Annotated in this window: 18 protein-coding genes; 3 read left to right on the forward strand and 15 right to left on the reverse strand. The window is 73.7% G+C overall.

Features of this window, described 5'->3' with window-relative positions:
* Positions 1-33 precede the first annotated feature (33 nt).
* The gene (locus Vqi01_RS24090) at positions 34-288 is read left to right on the forward strand and encodes a TM2 domain-containing protein (protein ID WP_204037127.1); all 255 of its coding nucleotides are present in this window, start codon (positions 34-36) and stop codon (positions 286-288) included.
* Positions 289-351: 63 nt separating this feature from the next.
* Here Vqi01_RS24090 and Vqi01_RS24095 read toward each other — a convergent pair whose 3' ends face one another.
* The 13 genes from Vqi01_RS24095 to Vqi01_RS24155 all read right to left on the reverse strand — a co-directional run bounded on the left by Vqi01_RS24095 (position 352) and on the right by Vqi01_RS24155 (position 15,911).
* On the reverse strand, positions 352-957 hold the full coding sequence (locus Vqi01_RS24095; protein WP_204037140.1) for an NUDIX domain-containing protein: 606 nt from the start codon (positions 955-957) through the stop codon (positions 352-354).
* 88 nt (positions 958-1,045) lie between these two features.
* A complete protein-coding gene (gene pyrG, locus Vqi01_RS24100) occupies positions 1,046-2,785 on the reverse strand; it encodes a CTP synthase (protein WP_204037128.1) in 1,740 nt (579 codons plus the stop codon).
* A 137-nt stretch (positions 2,786-2,922) separates the two neighbouring features.
* The gene (locus Vqi01_RS24105) at positions 2,923-5,226 is read right to left on the reverse strand and encodes a hypothetical protein (RefSeq protein WP_204037129.1); all 2,304 of its coding nucleotides are present in this window, start codon (positions 5,224-5,226) and stop codon (positions 2,923-2,925) included.
* Positions 5,226-6,371, reverse strand: coding sequence for a glycosyltransferase family 4 protein (locus Vqi01_RS24110; RefSeq protein WP_239098623.1), 1,146 nt, complete (start codon positions 6,369-6,371; stop codon positions 5,226-5,228). Before Vqi01_RS24110 ends, Vqi01_RS24105 begins: the two co-directional genes overlap by 1 nt.
* 108 nt (positions 6,372-6,479) lie before the next feature.
* Complete coding sequence (gene murJ / locus Vqi01_RS24115; RefSeq protein ID WP_204037142.1) at positions 6,480-8,141, reverse strand: murein biosynthesis integral membrane protein MurJ; 1,662 nt, start codon at positions 8,139-8,141, stop codon at positions 6,480-6,482.
* A 1-nt stretch (position 8,142) separates the two neighbouring features.
* On the reverse strand, positions 8,143-9,009 hold the full coding sequence (locus Vqi01_RS24120; protein ID WP_204037130.1) for a hypothetical protein: 867 nt from the start codon (positions 9,007-9,009) through the stop codon (positions 8,143-8,145).
* A gap of 57 nt (positions 9,010-9,066) precedes the next feature.
* Complete coding sequence (locus Vqi01_RS24125) at positions 9,067-10,008, reverse strand: copper transporter (RefSeq protein ID WP_204037131.1); 942 nt, start codon at positions 10,006-10,008, stop codon at positions 9,067-9,069.
* A 27-nt stretch (positions 10,009-10,035) separates the two neighbouring features.
* Complete coding sequence (gene steA, locus Vqi01_RS24130; RefSeq protein ID WP_204037132.1) at positions 10,036-11,214, reverse strand: putative cytokinetic ring protein SteA; 1,179 nt, start codon at positions 11,212-11,214, stop codon at positions 10,036-10,038.
* Between the two features lie 119 nt (positions 11,215-11,333).
* Entirely contained in the window at positions 11,334-13,091 is a 1,758-nt protein-coding gene (recN, locus tag Vqi01_RS24135; RefSeq protein WP_204037133.1) for a DNA repair protein RecN, read from the reverse strand.
* A 76-nt stretch (positions 13,092-13,167) separates the two neighbouring features.
* On the reverse strand, positions 13,168-14,082 hold the full coding sequence (locus Vqi01_RS24140) for an NAD kinase (RefSeq protein ID WP_372444422.1): 915 nt from the start codon (positions 14,080-14,082) through the stop codon (positions 13,168-13,170).
* A 103-nt stretch (positions 14,083-14,185) separates the two neighbouring features.
* The gene (locus Vqi01_RS24145; RefSeq protein ID WP_204037135.1) at positions 14,186-15,046 is read right to left on the reverse strand and encodes a TlyA family RNA methyltransferase; all 861 of its coding nucleotides are present in this window, start codon (positions 15,044-15,046) and stop codon (positions 14,186-14,188) included.
* A 15-nt stretch (positions 15,047-15,061) separates the two neighbouring features.
* Entirely contained in the window at positions 15,062-15,280 is a 219-nt protein-coding gene (locus tag Vqi01_RS24150) for a hypothetical protein (RefSeq protein WP_204037136.1), read from the reverse strand.
* 58 nt (positions 15,281-15,338) lie between these two features.
* Complete coding sequence (locus Vqi01_RS24155) at positions 15,339-15,911, reverse strand: hypothetical protein (RefSeq protein WP_204037137.1); 573 nt, start codon at positions 15,909-15,911, stop codon at positions 15,339-15,341.
* A gap of 111 nt (positions 15,912-16,022) precedes the next feature.
* Between Vqi01_RS24155 and Vqi01_RS24160 the strand changes: the two genes are divergently transcribed.
* Positions 16,023-16,361, forward strand: a complete 339-nt coding sequence (locus Vqi01_RS24160; protein WP_204037143.1) for an SCP2 sterol-binding domain-containing protein — start codon at positions 16,023-16,025, stop codon at positions 16,359-16,361.
* A gap of 3 nt (positions 16,362-16,364) precedes the next feature.
* Here Vqi01_RS24160 and Vqi01_RS24165 read toward each other — a convergent pair whose 3' ends face one another.
* Complete coding sequence (locus Vqi01_RS24165; RefSeq protein WP_204037138.1) at positions 16,365-17,384, reverse strand: HAD-IIA family hydrolase; 1,020 nt, start codon at positions 17,382-17,384, stop codon at positions 16,365-16,367.
* Complete coding sequence (locus Vqi01_RS24170; protein WP_239098624.1) at positions 17,381-18,286, reverse strand: tetratricopeptide repeat protein; 906 nt, start codon at positions 18,284-18,286, stop codon at positions 17,381-17,383. The genes Vqi01_RS24165 and Vqi01_RS24170 overlap by 4 nt, the downstream gene beginning before the upstream one ends.
* Between Vqi01_RS24170 and Vqi01_RS24175 the strand changes: the two genes are divergently transcribed.
* A partial coding sequence (locus Vqi01_RS24175; protein WP_204037144.1) for a hypothetical protein occupies positions 18,245-18,530 on the forward strand: 286 nt, incomplete at its 3' end. The two genes, Vqi01_RS24170 and Vqi01_RS24175, sit on opposite strands and share 42 nt — an antisense overlap.

The following is an 18,530-nucleotide window of genomic DNA, read 5'->3' on the forward strand; positions in this document are numbered from 1 at the left end:
CAGCGGCGTAGTGGATCATTATTGTGACGCCTCATGACCACTCCTCCTATGCAGCCCGGGTACTCCCAGGGCGTTTCCGACAAGAGCAAGATCGTCGCGGGCATCCTGCAGATTCTGCTGCCCTTCGGCGTCGGCCGTTTCTACATGGGTGACACCAAGACCGGTGTCATCCAGCTGATCGTCACCCTGGTCACCTGTGGCTTCGGCGGCATCTGGGGCGTCATCGACGGCATCCTGATCCTGGTCAAGGGTGGTGTCGACGGGCAGGGGCGTCCGCTGCGCGATTGACGACCCCGATCGACGCGGGGGCCGTGCGGCTTGCGCCGTATGGCCCCCGCGTCGTCTCCACGGTCAGCCCGGCAGCGGGGTGTCCGGTCGGCGCAGCACCGACCAGCCGGAGTCGCGGGCGCGGGCGGCGGCCAGCAGCCCGGCCACACAGGACGCGTTGGTGATCTCCCCGGCCAGCACCATGCCGACCGCCTCGTCCAGGTCGATCCGGACGATCTGCAGGTCCGCCTCCTCGTCGTGCCGGTCGTGTCGCTGCTGCGCCGGCACGTCGCCGAGGTCACGGGCGAGGAATACCCGGACCCGTTCGTCGGTGAACCCCGGCGAGCTGTGCAGGTCGACCAGCACGTCGAGCCGGCCGGCGGTGAGGTCGACCTCCTCGGCCAGCTCGCGCATCGCCGTCGCCGCGGGATCCTCCCCGGCGACGTCGGTCAGCCCGGCCGGCAACTCCCACAGACGTCGGCCGACCGGCTGCCGGTACTGCCGGATGAGCACCACCTGACCGGCGTCGTCCAACGCCACCACCGCCACCGCCCCGACATGCCGGACGAGGTCACGCGCCGCGGACCCGCCGCCCGGCATGCTCACCTCCTCGGTGACCACCTCGAAGATCCGGCCGCGGTAACGCACCTCACGAGAGCGCACCTCGTAGCGGTGCTCGACCGCGCTCACCGCGCCGCCCCGTGCCGTCGGCACGCTGCCGCCCCGCGCCACCGCCGGCGTGCTGCCCCGCAGCCGGCTCCCCGGTCGTCGCGCCCGCTCACCACGCCGACGTCGCCTTCGTGGCGGCGCCGTTGTGGGTGGCCCGCTGCGCGGTGGCGGCGTCCAGGTCGACCGGAAGCTGGTCGGCCTGCGAGTACGCCACAGCGGCCCGCACGAAGGCGGCGAAGAGCGGGTGCGGCCGGGTCGGACGGCTCTTGAGCTCCGGGTGCGCCTGGGTGGCCACGAAGAACGGGTGCAGCTCGCGATCCAGCTCGACGAACTCGACCAGCCGCCCGTCCGGCGAGGTGCCGGAGACCCGCAGCCCGGCCTTGGCCAACTGGTCACGGTAGGCGTTGTTCACCTCGTACCGGTGCCGGTGCCGCTCGCTGATCTCGGTGCTGCCGTACGCCTCGGCGACGATCGACCCCTCGACGAGCGTCGCCGGGTACGCACCCAGCCGCATGGTGCCGCCCAGGTCGCCCCGCCCGGCGACGATGTCCTCCTGGTCGGCCATGGTGGCGATGACCGGGTGCACGGCCTCGGCGTCGAACTCCAGCGAGTTGGCGCCCTCCAGGCCGGCCAGGTGCCGGGCCACCTCGATGGTCATGCACTGCAGCCCGAGGCAGAGCCCGAGCAGCGGGATGCGGTTCTCCCGGGCGTACCGGGCGGCGCCGATCTTGCCCTCGATGCCGCGCACACCGAACCCGCCGGGGATGACGATGCCGTCGACACCCGCCAGCGCCGCCGCCGCACCGGACGCGGTGACGCAGTCGTCGCTGGGCACCCAGCGCAGCTGCACCCGGGCCCGGTTGCCGAACCCGGCCGCCCGGATGGCCTCGCTGACCGACAGGTACGCGTCCGGCAGGTCGACGTACTTGCCGACCAGCGCGACGGTGACCGTGCGCCGCGGCTGGTGCACCCGCTCCAGCAGGTCGTCCCAGCCCTCCCAGTCCACGTCGCGGAAGGAGAGCCCGAGCCGGCGCACCACGTACGCGTCGAGCCCTTCCCGGTGCAGCACCTTGGGAATGTCGTAGATGCTCGGGGCGTCCGGCGCGGCGATGACCGCCTCGGCGTCCACGTCGCAGTAGAGCGACAGCTTGTGCTTGAGCTTGTCGGGGATGTCCCGGTCGGAGCGGCAGACGATGGCGTCCGGCTGGATACCGATGCTGCGCAACTGCGCCACCGAATGCTGGGTCGGCTTGGTCTTCAACTCCCCGGAGGGGGCCAGGTACGGCACCAACGAGACATGCAGGTAGAAACAGTTGTCCCGGCCCAGGTCGTGGCGGACCTGGCGGATCGCCTCCAAAAACGGCAGCGACTCGATGTCACCAACCGTGCCGCCGACCTCGGTGATCACCACGTCCGGCCGGCGACCCTCGTCGTCGGGGTCGGCCATGGCCCGGATCCGCGACTTTATCTCGTTGGTGATGTGCGGGATCACCTGGACGGTGTCGCCCAGGTACTCCCCGCGCCGCTCCTTGGCGATCACGTCGGAGTAGATCTGGCCGGTGGTCACGTTCGCCTTGCCGGACAGTGCCTGGTCCAGGAACCGCTCGTAGTGACCGACGTCCAGGTCGGTTTCGGCGCCGTCCTCGGTGACGAAGACCTCACCGTGCTGGAAGGGGTTCATGGTGCCCGGGTCGACGTTGAGGTACGGGTCGAGCTTCTGCATCACCACCCGCAACCCTCGAGCGGTCAGCAAATTGCCGAGGCTGGAGGCGGTGAGCCCTTTGCCCAGCGAGGAGGCCACGCCCCCGGTGACGAAAATATGCTTGGTCGTCCGTGCTGAAGGGGCCAAGGCCTGCTCCCGTGTCGTCCGTCGCGGTCGTGCAGACCGCCGAGCCGATCAGCGAAGTGATCACGCGATCCACGGGATTCCACGGTAACACCTTCCCGGCAGGGCATCAGTGCCGCACCCGGGGTCCCCGTCGCCGATCACCCGGTCGCGACCTCGGCCGACGACCGCACCACCCGGCCCGGTCCGGCGCCGGCCTCCGGTCCACCCTCCACCACCGCAGCGGCAGCGTCGCCCTCCGCCGTGCCGGCGGCACCGTCGGATCGGCCGGCGTCAGGCCCGCCATCCCCGTAGTGGCGCGCCACCGGGTCGTCCGGCCACCCCGCGTCCCCGGGCCGGTCCCCGGCGGGCCGGGTCCGGTCGGCCGCGTGGTCGAGCACCCGCAGCGCGGACAGGGCCGCCATCGGCACCACCAGGGCCGCCGCCGCGCCGGCGACGTCCAGGGCCGCGCCGCCCAGCACCCCACCGATCACCACGGCCACCCCGGTGCCGGCCATCGCCGCCCGGATCGCCGGGTAGATGCCGAACAGCCGCATCAACCCGCCCCAGGGCCGCAGCAGCGCAAACCACACCAGCAGCGCTCCCGCCAGGGCCAGCACGGTCAGCGGACTGTTTACCAGCGTCTCGAAGTTGGACGCGCCGGAACGCTGCACGGTCAGGCCGCCGGTGCCGTCGCCCAGCGCCGTCAGGAACCGGCCCAGGCTGCCCCGCTCGGCCGGCGCCCGGCCCATGTCCACCACGGCGAACCCGACCGTCACGGCCAGTCCGGCCATCGCCGCCCAGGCCAGCCGGGTCAGGGTCAGCCAACCACCCGCGCTGATCGCCGCGGCGACGCTCACCCCCGCGGTCAACGCGATCGCGCCGATCGAGTCGGCACCGAGGTACGGGCTGCCGACCACCACCACGGCGATACCGCCCATGGCCACCATGACCACCGGCCGCCAACCACGAGGAACCCGCTGGGCGAGCCAGCCCGCGGTCAGCAGGGCAGCGGCGACGAACACCCCGAGCCCCACGGTGCCGAGTCCGGCGTACCGGCCGCCCTCCAACGCGGAGTAGCCCACCACACCGTTGAGTTGCAGCCGGGCACCGGTGATCACGTCCAGGCCGATGGCCAGCGTGGTCAGCCCCGCCACCGCACCGAGCGGGCCAAGCGTGCTGCGGTAGCCCGGCACGAGCCGCACCAGCAGCGTCGCAGCGGCCAGCAGCAGGCCGGTCAACCCGGCGAAGGAGACCGCGGGGTGGGCGTACCGCCACCACGGCGCGGCCTCGGCGAGCAGGGCCGCCGGCATCGCCAGCGCAGCCGCGACGAGCAGCACCTCCACGATCGCCACCATCCGCGGGGACACCGGCTTCGGACCGTACGGCCCGGCGTGCCGGCGGGCGCGGCGCAGCAGCGGCAGCACCGCCACGGCGAGCGCCACCTGCACGGCGGCCAGCACCGTGAAGAACGCCCCGGCCACCTCCTGCTGAGCGGCAGCCTCCCGATCGGCGTCAGCCGGTTCGGCGATCGCGGCCGGCAGGTCGGCCGTCCGGCCACCGACCGGCTCGGCGGGCCGGCCGAGAAACGCCCGGTCCGGCATCGGACGGCCCAACGCGGCCAGCGCGGTCGGCGCGAGGTCGACCAGTTGCAGGTAGCCCCGGCGCGCGGTGCTCGGCGAGGTCAGCCAGCCCTCCTCCCAGCCCGGGCCGTCGGCGATGGCCACGTGCAGCCGCGACGGCCGTTCGGTGTCGGCGACCCCGGCGACGATCACCAGCGAATGCGGCGGCCGGCCCGCCAGCACCCGGGCCAGCTGCGCGTCGGCCTCGCGAGCGGCCGACGCGCGCGCCGCCGGGTCCGTGCCGGCGACCGTGCCGAGATCGACGATGCTGAGCACGCAGGAGCCGAGCAGTTCGGTGGGGTCCTCGGGCAGCGTCGGCTCGTACCGGTCGACCCGTCCGAACGGCCGGGCCGCGGCCACCGCCGCCCCCGGCCCGACCGCCACCGAGCAGCGCACCGACTCCGACAACGCACCCGGCACCGTGCCCCACGGCAGCCGGTCCTGATTGTGCAGGACCACGATGTCCTGATCCGGCAGGTTCGCCCCGATGCCGTCCGGCCGCTCCACCGTCACCTCGGCGGGCGGGCACTGGCCGTCCGCCTGGCTGCCGGGCCACGCCGCGAAGCTGCCCGCGCCGAGGGTCAACCAGCCGTCCAACGGGCAGGTGGGCCGATGCACCGACCGCACCGACAACGACCCGATCGAACCCTCCCGGGCCATCCGCCACAGGGTGGGAGTGCGCTGCGGATCGACGTCGTCCCAGCGCAGCCCGGCCACCCCGACCAGCACCACGAAGTCGGCGCTCGGCCCCTGCGACGGCGCGTGCGGACGGGCCGCCAACGCCATGACGCCGAGCACCACCACGAGCAGGGTGAGCAGGATCGGAGCGATTCGGCGCAGCATCAGCGGCGTCCCGTCGACCGCGCGTCGGTGCCCGGCGCGGCCGGCCCTCGGGCCAGCTCCGCATAGAGCGCCACCACCTGGGCGAGGGTCTGCGCCTCGGTGGGCCAGGTCGCCGCCCGCGCCGCCCCACGCCGCGCCAGCTCGGCGCGGCCCGGCCCGTCGTCGAGCAACGCCCGCACCGCCGCGTCGACCGCGTCGACGTCGCCCGGCGGCACCAGCACCGCGGCGTCGCCGACCAGGTCCGGCAGGCCACCCACCGCGGTCGCCACCAGCGGTACGCCGGCACGCATCGCCTCCTGGGCGAACAACTGGCGAGCCTCCCAGTCGCTGGTCACCACCGCCAGGTCCGCCCCGGCGAGCAGGTCGGCCACGTCGGCGCGGTGCCCCAGCAACGTGACCGGGGCGCGGGCGGCGCTGATCCGAGCCGCCAGCGGCAGATAGGCCGGACCGCTGCCGGCGATCAGCACCACCGGCGCAGGTCTCCGCTCCCGCCACCGGGCGGCGGCGTCCACCAGCACGTCGTACCGTTTCTGCGGGTGCAGCCGGCCCACCGACAGCACCAGCGGCTGGTCGCCGGTGACGCCGAACTCGGCCCGTACGGCGGCCCGGCGCCGGCGCGGCGCGGGCAACGCCGGCGCGGCGACCGGAGCGAGTCGGGCGTCTGTGGCACCCAGCGCGGCGGCCCGCTCGACCAGGTCCGCGGAGGCACCGAGGGTCACCCGGGCGCCCCGGGCCACGACCCGCTGGACCAGCCGGGACACACCACCGCGCAGCCCACCGGCGAGCACCGCGTTGTGCCAGGTCACCACCAGCGGGGCCGCGGGCCGGGCCAGCACCGCGACCAACCCGGCGCGCAGCCCGTGCGCGTGCACGACCCCGACCTGCTCGGCGGCGAGCACCCGACGCAACACGACGACCGCCCGGGCATCGGCGGGCGTGGGCGTCGCCGGGATCTCCACCGGCGCGAACCGGGCGCCGGCGGCGATGAAGTCGAACTGATCCTGGGTCGCCGCCGGCCCGCAGACCAGCACCGACTCACCGGCGGCGGCCAGCCCGCGAGCCAACGCCCGCACGTGCTGCCCCACGCCGCCGGTGCTGGAAGCGAGCACCAGCACCACCACACGCCGCCGCTCAGACGCGCTCACCGGAATCGCCTTCCGTTCGCGACTGCGGGGCTCGCAAGCTCACTCCTCGCGCTCACCAAGCCCGCCTTCCGTTCGCGACTGCGGGGCTCGCAAGCTCACTCCTCGCGCTCACCGGGACACCGTCTCCTTCCCGTCGCCCCGCTCCGGGGTGCCGCCGCCCTGCTGCCCACGGCGGCGCAGGCGCCGCCGCAGCCCGGCCAGCAGCGGCTGCAGATCCCGCCGGTCGACCAGCCAGACCACGCCGAGGAACACGACGCCGACCAGGACTCCGGACAGCATGCCCTGCATCAGCGCCACCCACCGCGCCGGGGTGCCGTCCCCGACAGGCAACAACCGCAGCAGCGCCAGCGCGGCGAAGGCCGCCGTCGTGCCGGCCAGCACACCGGCGGCACCGGCCCGGGCGGCGCCGTCGAGCGCCTCCCGCCCGGCCACCCGCTGCACCGCGACCAGCAGCAGCCCGCCCAGCAGCAGCATCCCCACCGAGTTGGCCAGCGCCACGGCGAGCACCCGGTCGGCCACCGGGAGCAGGGCCGCCAGCGGCAGCGTGGCCAGCAGCACCGCCAGCCAGCCGGCGCTGATGGCGGCGGTGGCCGCCCGGGTCGCCCCCCGGGCGTACAGGGCGCGGGAGAGCACCGCGAACAGCCCGTACCCGAGCAGGCCGGGCGCGAACCCGGCCACGGCGGCGGCGGTGGCGTCGGGGTTGAGCGGGAAGAACCGTCCGATCGGTCCGGCCGCGCCGACCAGCACCGCCGCGCCCAGGAAACTGAGCAGCAGCACCCCCCGCAGGGCCGCCGACAGGGTGTCCCGGTAGGTCCGGTCGTCCCCGCCCGCCGCCGCCGCGGCCAGGGCCGGGTACGCGGCGGTGGCCAGCGGCACCGCCAGCACCGCCCAGGGCAGCAGATAGAACGTCAGCGCCAGCTGAAACACCTGGGGTGCCTCGGTGGGGCCGCCAGCGAGCCGGTTGAGGATCACCAGCAGCGCCACCTGCTGGGCGGTGACCGTGACCACGCCGGCCACGGCCAGCCCACCCACCCGGGCCCGGGCGTCGGCCGGGAACGCGTACCCGGGGCGCAGCGTCAGCCGCAGCCGGCGCAGCGGGATCAGCAACGACAGCGACAGCACCGCCACGCCCGCGGTGGTGCCCGCCGACAGGATCAGCTCCGCGCCGCGGCCCGCCTGCGCCACGCTCGCTCCCGTTCCCGCGACGCCGGCGAAGGCGAGGTACGCCACGATCACGGTGAGGCTGGACAGCAGCGGCGCGATCACCGGCCACGCGAACCGGCGGTGCGCCTGGAGCACGCCGGTGAGCACGATGCCGATGCCGTACAGCGGCAGCTGTGGCGCGAAGACCCGCAGCATCCGGGCGCCCGCCGCCAACTCCTCCGGCGACCGGCCGTCGCCGATCAGGGCGACGACCGGGCCGGCGCCCAGCGCCAGCAGCATCGCCAGCGGCACTAGCAGGGTCACCGTCCAGGTGAGCAGGGCGCCCGTGGTCGCCGTCACCGCCCGCCGGTCGCCGGTGGCGACCGGGCCGGCGAGCAGCGGTACGACCAGGCTGGCCAGCGCCCCACCGGCGACGATCTCGAAGACGATGTTGGGCAGGGTGTTCGCGATGACGTACATCGCGCCCAGGTCGCTGTCCTGGACCACCCAGGTGAACACGGCGGTACGCCCGAACCCGGCCAGCCGGCTGAGCACGGTGAGTACGGCGATGAGCGCGGCCGCCCCGGCCACGCGGCCGGCGCCGGCGAGGGGTGCCGGTCTGGTCACGTCAGTCGGCGCGGCGGCCCAGCGCGTCAAGTTCACGCAGACCCGGCGTGTTCGCGATGACCCGGGTGAAGCTGACCTTCTCGCTGGCCGCGGTCAGCCCGGCCAGCACCGCGAGCAGCCCGGCCCGGCCGAGCGGGCCGGTGCGGGCGGCCAACGCCACCCCGAGCACCGCACCCAGCGCGTTCGCGCCGCTGTCGCCGATCATCACGTCCTCGTCGAGGTCGGCGGGGAGCAGCCCGGCCGCGGCACCGACCGCGCCGGCGGCGATCCCGCCCGCGGCGCCGCCGGCCAGCGGCGCGCCGAGCAGCAGACCGGACTTCAGCGCCCGCCCCGGCCGCAGGTCGAGCAGGTTGATCAGGTTCGCTGTGCCGGCCACCACACCCGCACCGAGCAGCACGTCGACGCTCCGGCCGAACGCGCCCTGCCGCCGCCGTCGCGGATGTTCGGCCACCCGCGCGTCGGCGGCGAGCAGCGTCGCAGCCCCCAGGCCGGCCGCACCCACCCCGACGATCTTGACCAGGCCGGCGGTGACCCGTCCCTGCCGCAGCGCGGCGAGGTGCCCGGCGAAGCCCTTGTCCGCCTTCTGCTCCGGCCGGGCGCCGACCACGTCGTCGTAGAGCCCGACAGCACCGGCGCCGAGCCCGGCCACCACCGTCGCCGCCCCGGCGGGCACGCTCGCCGCGCCACCGGCCGCCGCGCCGCAGGCACCCAACGCCAACGCCGGCCCAGCGGCCAGAGTGACCGTACGCCCACGGAAGTTGCTGCGTTCCAACGCCGACCCGGCGGGAGAGGTACGCACCTGACGCAGCGCATACCGGGCGGCAGCCGCCCCGAGGCCCGCCACCACCAGTCGACCGAGCACGCTCATGCCGGCACTCCGCATCGTCGCAAATCGCCCACCGCACGCGTCAGGCGCATCGGTGGCTCACTGGGGCAGTCTAGGCACCAGCGAGTCTCGGTTGTCGCCCACGCCGTACTGGCCGGCCTTGCGCTCGGTGAGCTGCTGCACCAGCGCCAGCGTGGTGACCAACTGGCCCTGCACCGTGTTGGCGTTGTCGATGGTCGAAATGGTCTGGGCCAGCACGGCGTCGCCCCGGACGAAGGCCACCAGGTTGCCGCCGGCGGAACCGTTGCCGGCCACCACGATCGCCCCGGTCCGGTCGAACTGCTCGGCGATCTTGACCACCGACTCGTCCTTCTTCGCGGAGTCCTTGTCCACGTACGGCTGCCCGCTGACGATCACCACCGCCTCGGCCGGCGCAGTGACCCGGTCGGCGGTGGTCAGGTAGTTGGCGTTGCTGTAGGCCGCCAGCACCGCGCGCCGGTCGGCCTCGGTGACCGGTTCCGAACCGGCCGGCCGGTCCAGCAGCACCGTCGCCAGCAGGGCGCTGGAGGTCTCCACGCCGTGGCCGTTGCCGGGCAGCCCGGTGGTCGGCGCGCCGGTCGGCCGGGCGGCGGTCACCGCCAGCTCCAGCAGGTTGTTGTTGTTCTCCGGATTGATGAACTTGTCCTGCAGGTCGACCAGGCCGGTGATGTTGGCGCCGGCCAGCCGGAGCATCTCCTGCACGCCCTCGGCGTGGTCCCGCCCGGTCGGCGTGGTCACCACCAGCACCCGCTTGCCGCTCAACTTGCCGGGCAGCATCACCTGGGCCATCTCGGCCGCGAACTCCTCTTCCAGTTCCAACTCCCGCTGCATGCTCTGGACCGTCTGGCGCATCTGCTGGTTGTCCTTACGCAGCGAGTTGACGGTGTTGTTGAGCGAGTCCGCGACCGGCCCGTTGAGGGCGGCTGTGCCGACGACCAGGCCGATCGCCAGCGCCAGAAAGACCGCGGTCAGGGACACCACGTGGTACCGGAAGTTGATCACGCCTACAGCCTCTTGATCGGTCGGGAGCTAGAAGAGCTGGCCGAGCTGGAACACAAAATTGTCCCACCACTCGGAGACCACACCCAGGTACGCCTTACCGACGGTGGAGACGGCCACCGCCGAGGCCATCGCCGCGACCGCCGAGAGCACCAGCAGCAACAGGGACGACCCCGAGATGCCCTGCCGGTAGAGCCGGCTGACGCCCTTGGCGTCGACCAACTTGCCACCGACCTTGAGCCGCGTGAGGAACGTCGACGCCATGCCGCCGCGCCCCTTGTCCAGGAACTCCACCAGCGTGGCGTGGGTGCCCACGGCCACGATCAGCGAGGCGCCCTTCTCGTCGGCCAGCAGCATGGCCAGGTCCTCGCTGGTCGCGGCAGCGGGAAAGGTCACCGCCGGCACCCCCAGGGCATTGACCCGGGGCAGCCCCGGCGCCCGCCCGTCGGGGTAGGCGTGCACGATCACCTCGGCGCCGCAGCGCAACACGTCGTCGGTGACCGAGTCCATGTCGCCGATGATCATGTCCGGCGTGTAGCCCGCCTCGACCAGCGCGTCCGCGCCGCCGTCGACCCCGATCAGCACCGGCTTGAACTCCCGGATGTACGGGCGCAGCACATCCAGGTCGGCCTTGTAGTCGTAACCCCGCACGACGATCAGGCAGTGCCGGCCCTGGACCTCGGTGGCGATCTCCGGCACACCGACCCCGTCGAGCAGCAGGTCCCGCTCCTGCCTGAGGTAGTCCATGGTGTTGGCGGCGAACGCCTCCAACTGCACCGACAGGCCCTCCCGGGCGTCGGTCATCGCCTTGGCGACGCTCTCCACGTCCTGCAGGCTGCCGTGCGCCACCGCATCGTCGCCCAGGTAGACCGTGTTGCCCTCGATGCGCACCGTGTCGCCCTCACGGAGGCGCTCGAAGACGCCGTCGCCGAGGTCGTCCAGCAGCGGAATGCCCGCCGAGACCAGCACCTCCGGGCCGAGGTTCGGATACCGGCCGGAGACCGACGGCTTGGCGTTGAGCACCGCGCCGACACCGACCGCGACCAGCGAATCGGCCGCGACGCGGTCCAGGTCGACGTGGTCGATCACCGCGATGTCACCGGGACGGAGCCGGCCGACCAGTCGCTTCGTACGGCGATCGAGGCGCGCGGTGCCGAGAATCCGCCCCGGTTCCGCGTTTCGGATCCGGCGCAACGTGGGTAGACGCATCGTGACCATCCTGGCATGTGAGGCAGGCGAATCTGACGCGACATGCCTGAGCAGGGCCGCCTACCCAGGGAAACACATGACGGCGAAGGCAGGTGTGCCTGCGCTCACAATCGGTGGCCTCACGACCGCCGCTCCCGGGCCGCCACGGCCAGCAACTCCTCCGCGTGCGCGATACCCAGATCCGAATCGGGCAAACCCGCCAGCATCCGGGCCAGCTCCCGGGCCCGCTCGGTGTCCTCCACCACCCGAACGCCACTGGTGGTCACCGCGCCCCCGGTGTCCTTCGCCACCACCAGGTGCCGGTCGGCGAAGGCCGCGACCTGGGGCAGATGAGTCACCACCAGCACCTGGTGACTGCGGGCCAGCCGAGCCAGCCGCCGGCCGATCTCCACCGCCGCCTGACCGCCGACACCCGCGTCGACCTCGTCGAAGACCAGCGTCGGCGGCCCGCCGGAACCGGCGAAGACCACCTCGATCGCGAGCATCACCCGAGACAGCTCCCCCCCGGAGGCACCCCGCTGCAACGGCAGCGCGGGAGCGCCGGGGTGGGCCAGCAGCCGCAGCTCGACCTCGTCGCCACCATCCGGCCCGACACCGACCTGCGCCCCGTTGACCGGCAACGTCGGCTCGGCCCGCCCGACCGGTCGGGGCAGCACCGCCACCTCGACCCGGGCATGCGGCATGGCCAGCCCGGCCAGCTCGACGGTGACCTGCTCGGCGAAGCGTCCGGCGGCCTCCTGCCGGGACACCGACAACCGGCCGGCCAACTCGGCCACCTCACCGGCCAGACGCGACGCCTCCCGATCCATCTCGTCGAGCAGCTCGTCGGAGGTGTCCAGCTCGGACAGCCGGCTCTTGGCCCGCTCCGCCCAGGCGATCACACCGTCGATGTCGTCGGCGTACTTACGGGTCAGCGCCCGCAACGCCGCCCGGCGCTCGTAGACCGCCTGCAACCGGGCCGGGTCGGCATCCAACCCGGCAAGGTACGTCGACAGCTCCACCGAGACGTCGGCCACCAGGGTGGCCGCCTCCTCCAACCGGGCCGCCAGTTCACCGAGGGCCGGATCCGTGCCGGCCTGCGCCTCCAACGTCCGCCGAGCGGTGCCGAGCAGCGTCGAGGCGTCCGGCGTGTCGTCGACGGCCTCCAACCCGCCGGCCACGCACTGATGAGCCAACTGCGCTGCGGTCCGCAGGCCCTCGGCGTGCTCCAGCCGCTGCGCCTCCGCCTTCAGCTCGTCGTCCTCACCTGGCTGCGGGTCGACCCGGGTGATCTCGTCGAGACCGAGCCGCAGCAGATCCGCCTCCTGGTGGCGTTCCCGCGCGTGGCGCCGCCGGTCGGCCAGGTCGTCGACCACCCGCCGCCACTGCGTGTACGCCTCCCGCACGGCGTCGAGCAGCTTCTCGTGCTCCGGGCCGGCGAACCGGTCCAGCGCGGCCCGCTGCTCGGCGGGGCGCAGCAGCCGCAGCTGGTCGGACTGGCCGTGCACGGCCACCACCTGCTCGCCCACCTCACCCAGCATCGACACCGGCATCCCGCGCCCGCCCAGGTGCGCCCGGGAACGGCCCTCCACCGTGACCGTACGGCTGAGCAGGACCGCGCCGTCCTCGTCCGGATCACCGCCGGCGTCGGTGATCCGGGCGTGCACCGTCTCGGCCACTCGGCCGGTCAACCGGAGCCGGCCCTCGACCACGGCACGCCCGGGCACGGCACGGACCCGACCGGCGTCGGCCCGCCCACCGAAGAGCAGGCCCAGACCGGTCACCACCATCGTCTTGCCGGCACCGGTCTCGCCGGTGATGACGTTCATGCCGCCGGTCAGCGGCAACGTCGTGTCCTCGATGACGCCCAGTCCGGTGATGCGTAGCTCCTCCAGCACAGCAACCGACAGTAGACGCGCGCCCCGACACTTGACCAGCCGGCGCGACGCCACACCCGGTCGGCACCGGCCGCGGTCACCGCCGGTTACCCCGCCAGCCGTGCACCGGCAGGCCGAACTTGGCCACCAACCGATCGGTGAACGACCGGTCCCGCAGCCGCACGATCCGCACCGGCAACGCGCCCCGCCGCACGGTGACCCGCGCCCCCGGAGGCAGGTCGTACACCCGGCGTCCGTCGCAGGACAGCACCGCGAGAGTGGTGAACGGGTCGACGGTGATCGAGAAGGTCGAGGTGGGTGCGGTCACCAGCGGCCGGCTGAACAGCGCATGCGCGCTGATCGGCACCAGCAGCAAGGCTTCCACCTCGGGCCAGACCACCGGGCCGCCACCGGAGAACGCGTACGCCGTGGAACCGGTGGGGGTGGCACACACCACCCCGTCACAGCCGTATCGGGACAGCGGTCGCCCGTCGACGTCGACGAGCAGCTCCAGCATCTGGGCCCGCTCCCCCTTCTCGACGCTGATCTCGTTGAGCGCCCACGACTCGATCGTCGGCCCGCCGTCGAACTCCGCGGTCACGTCGAGGGTGAGCCGCTCATCGACGGCGTAGCTGCGGCCCACCACGTCCCGCACCGCGACATCGAGATCGTCGATCTCCGCCTCGGCAAGGAAGCCGACCTTGCCGAGATTGATGCCGAGCAGCGGCACCTTGGCCGGCCGGGCCAGCTCCGCGGCGCGCAGGAAGGTCCCGTCACCGCCGAGCGCGATCACGATCTCCGCGCCCTCGGCGGTCTCCGGACCGGCCACCGGCACCACGCCCGGCAGGTCGAGGTCGTCGGCCTCCTCGGCCACCACCCGAACCTCGAAACCGGCGGCGATGAGATCGGCGGCGACCGTCCGGGCGTGCTCGGTGCTGCGGCGGCGGCCCGTGTGGGTCACCAACAGGGCGGTGCGCTTCACCGCACGACCCGCCGGACGCCGGTCGTGCACCTGCACCTCACGGGGGCGCCCAGCCGCCCCGCCCTCGTCGGAACGCTCGGCACCGGCCTGAGCGTCGTCCGCCTCGTGGTGATGCCTCGGCCGCTGCTTCCGCTCACCCGGCCACCTCCTCCGTCACCTCGTCCGGCGCCTCGTCGGACGCCGCCGGGCCCTGCGGTCCGGCCGCCACCACCCTGCGGACCCGTTCCGGGTCGGCCGGTGGCGCGTCCCGGCGTAACCATACGAAGAACTCCACGTTGCCGCTCGGCCCCGGCAGCGGGCTGGCGGCCAGATCGGCCAGCCCCAGTCCCAGCGCCGCGGCCGCCGCCGCGACATCGAGCACCGCCTCGGCCCGCAGCGCCGGCTCGCGCACCACGCCCCCGGCACCGACCCGCTCCTTGCCGACTTCGAACTGCGGCTTGACCATGAGCACCAGATCGCCGTCGGTCCGGGTGCAGGCAGCCAGGGCGGGCAACACCAGGCGCAGCGAGATGAAGGACAGGTCGGCGACGGTCAACTCGACCGGGCCGCCGATCGCCTCGAAGGTCAGCGTCCGGACGTTGGTGCGCTCGAACACCCGTACCCGCTCGTCGGTCCGCAGCGACCAGGCGAGCTGCCCGTAGCCGACATCGACCGCGACCACCTCGGCCGCGCCGGCGCGCAGCAGCACGTCGGTGAAGCCACCGGTGGACGCCCCGGCGTCCAGGCACCGCTTCCCGGCCACCACCAACCCACCCGGGGCGAACGCGGCGAGCGCACCGGCCAGCTTGTGGCCGCCCCGGGAGACGTACTCCGAGGTGGGATCGGCACCGGTCACCAGCAGCGGGTCGGCCGGGTCGACCATCGCCGCGGCCTTGTGGGCCGGCACCCCACGCAGCTGGACCCGACCAGCCTGCACCAACGCGACGGCCTGCTCACGGGAGCGGGCCAGACCACGGCGGACAAGTTCGGCGTCCAACCGGTTACGACGTGCCATGGTGGGGCGGCCTCCTCAGGCCTGGTCGATGGTGGCGAGTGTTTCCCGCAACGTCTGGTACGCGGCCTCGTACTGGGCGATCTGATCCGCCGGGGCCAGGGTCGCGGCATTGGCCATCGCCTGGACCGCGGCGTCCACCGCCGGGTGACCGCCGTCGCCGGTCTCCACGCCGGACCAGCGGCTGGGCGGCGGCGCCGGGCGCGGCCCCGATGGCCCCGGGCGCGGGCCGGTCATGCCGCCGCTCCCGATCCCCGCGCACCGCGCCGGAACGCCCCGAGCCGGATCCGCTCGCTCATGCGGCCCCCTCCGGCCTCGACCGGTTCGCCGGGTCATGGTCGGCGGTACGAGCCACGGTCCCGGGCTCCTTCTTCGCCACCGCCTTCTTCGCCACGGCGTTCTTGGCAACCGCCTTCTTGGCAACGGTCTTCTTCGCGGCCGCCTTCTTTGCCGGCGCCCCGCTGGGGGCGGTTTCCTCCGCCGGGCCCGGCGTCGCGTCCGGCGGGGCGGCCGCGGCCGTCGCGGGCACACCGACCGACGGCACGTCGGCGAAGGCGCCGCCCTGCGGTTCGGCAGCGCGCAGCCGACGCTCCAGTTCGCGTACCCGGCGCTCCAGTTCGGCAACCTCGTCGGCGGTGGCCAGACCCACCACGCCGAGCGCCCGCTCGACCTCGAACCGCACGAGCTTGGTCAGCGCCTCCCGGTTGGCCGCACCGGTCGAGCGCAGTTCCTCCGCGAGCGTCTGAAGTTGGGCAGCGGTCGCCCCCGTCGAGCCCATCAGCCGGCGCACCGCGTCCTGCGCCTTCTTCCGGGGCGCCTCCGTCAGGCCCATGGCCAGTTCGAGGTAGGCGCGCCACGCGTCCTGCATGCCTGAGTCCTTTCACCCGGCGGCTGGTGCAGGTGTCACGCTACCGGGCCACCGGAAGCACCCCGTGCGGTACGGTGCCGAGGTACGACGCGGCGTGGCGAGGAGGCGATGGTGGCCACCGTGGACGAGTGCCGGCAGGCGTTGCGGGACCTGGCCGACCGGCTGGAACGCAACGCGGAGACCGTCCGCGACCGGGTCGACCTGGACCGCACGCTGGCCTGCCGGATCACCGACCTGGAAACCGCCTTCCACGGCCGCATCACCGGCGGCCGGTTGGTCGAGCTGGCCGACGGCGACGACCCGAAAGCGAAGATCGCCATGAGCACCACCAGCGACGATCTGATCGCCCTGGTGCGCGGTGACCTCGACGTCACCCGCGCGGTGACCAACCGACGGGTGTCGATCAAGGCCAACCCGTTCGATCTGATGAAACTCCGCAAGCTGCTCTGAGCCTCAGGTGGGCAGTCCGAGCGCGTCCAACGCCTGCGCCGCCGCCGGGGAGGCAGGCGTAGGCAGTCCCGCCGGGCGGTGCCACCAGGCCACCGCGCAGAGCGCCGCCAGCGCGTCCAACGGTCGTCCCGCACCGGACAGCTGCCAACCGTCGGCACCGGTGATGACGTGCCAGCCACCGCTGTCCCCCGAGGCCGCCGGCACCCGCACCACCTCGGCGGGGTCGAAGAGTCCCGCCAGATCCCGGGAGACGTGCGTGGGTCGGCGATGCGACGGCGCGGCCAGCAGCTCCGGCACATCGCTGACGCCGGTGAGGACCAGCAGGCTGTCCAGACCTGCCCGGTTGGCCCCCTCGATGTCGGTGTCCAAGCGGTCGCCGACGACGAGGGTCCGGCCCTCGCCTGCCCGCCGTGCGGCGGTGGCGAAAAGTTCCGGCGCCGGCTTGCCCACCACCTCGTCGGGTTGACGGCCGAGCGCGGTCGCCAGCGCGGCGACCAACGCACCGTTACCCGGCAGCGGCCCACGCCCGCTGGGCAGGGTCCGGTCGGTGTTGGTGGCGATCCAGGCCGCGCCCGCGCGGACCGCCACCGCCGCCTCGGCCAGATCGGCCCAGCCCACCTGGGGGCCGTAGCCCTGGATCACCGCGACCGGCGAGTCCTCGGCACGAGACACCGGGTTCAGCCCGACCGCGCGCACCTCGGATCGCAGCGCCTCCGCGCCGACCACCAGCACCGGCACCCCGGCGGGCAGCCGCTCGGCCAGCAACTGAGCGGCAGCGGCCGCGCTGGTCAGCACCTCTTCCGGCCGCGCCGGAACACCCATCCCGGTGAGCAGGTCGGCGACCTCACTCGCCCGGCGTGAGGCGTTGTTCGTCGCATAGGCCATGGCCCGGCCCTCGCCGTGCAGCCGCACGACGGCCTCGACCGCGCCGGGGATCGGCCGGTCGATCAGGTAGATCACCCCGTCCAGGTCGAAGACGACCAAGGCGTAATCGTCGACCAGCCGCTCCCCGGTGCCGCTCATGACTGCCGTGCCTCCGGCTCCTGCGTCCCCTCCACCTCGGGCTGGTCCGCCACGCCCGCGACCTCCGGCGCCGCGTTCACGGCCGGCTCGGCCTCGGCCTCGTCGTCCTCATCGGCCTCGACCGCGTCGGCCTTGATGGCGTCGTCGGCCTTGGTCGGGGCCTGCTCCGCGGAATCGGTCTCGATCGGCTCGTCGTCCGCGTCATCGGCGCGGTCGGTGTCCGGCCGGGCCGGCACGGCGCCCGGGGCACCCGGGCCGGCGGTCAGTTCCTCGGCCACCTCGTCATCGTCGTCGCCCTCGATCACCACTCCGTCGAGTTCGAGCAGCCGCTCCGCCGCGTCAGTCTCCGCGTCGACGTCCACCTCGGCGGTACGGGAGAACCACTCCCGGGCCTCCGCACGCCGCCCGACGGCCAGCAGCGCGTCGGCGTACGCGTACCGGAGCCGAGCCGTCCACGGCTCGGTCGCCTCGGCGGTCAGTTCGGGGACCTGGAGCATGGCCACGGCCGCGTCCCGCTGGCCGAGATCGCCCCGGGCCCCCGCGGCCACGATCAGCAACTCGATCGCGACGGCCCGGTCCAGCTTCTCCTGGTCCGCGCCGCGGAACAGGTCGATGGCCCGCTCGGGCCGGCCCAGTGCCCGCTCACAGTCCGCGATGACCGCCAGGTGGCTCTGCACGCCACTCATCCGGTGGTACGTCCGAAGCTCCGCAAGCGCGGTCTGCCAGTCCCCGGCGTGGTACGCGGCCAGCCCGACCGCCTCCCGCACCGCGGCGATCCGCGACGCGAGCCGGCGCGCGGCCAGTGCGTGCGCAAGGGCCTCCGCAGGGTCCTCGTCGATCAGCTGTCCCGTCGCCACGAGGTGGCGGGCGACGGTCTCCGCGACCGGCTTCGCCAGGGACAGGAGTTCCGCACGGACGTCCTTGTCGAGGTCGGCCGCGACGATTTCATCGGGAAGCTGCGGGGCCGGTTCGCCTGCGGCCTCCTCCGTCCGGTGGTCCCTCGGTGCCGGGCGGCGCTCCCGGTCGTCACGGAAGCCGCGATCGCGGCGCTCGCCACCCCGTTCGTCGGTTCCTCGGCGGAAGCCGCCTTCACGCCGCTCGCCATCGCGAAAACCGCCCTCGCGGCGCTCGCCACCACGGAAACCG

Origin of the sequence: Micromonospora qiuiae (assembly GCF_016863555.1) — a bacterium.
GTDB lineage: Bacteria > Actinomycetota > Actinomycetes > Mycobacteriales > Micromonosporaceae > Micromonospora > Micromonospora qiuiae.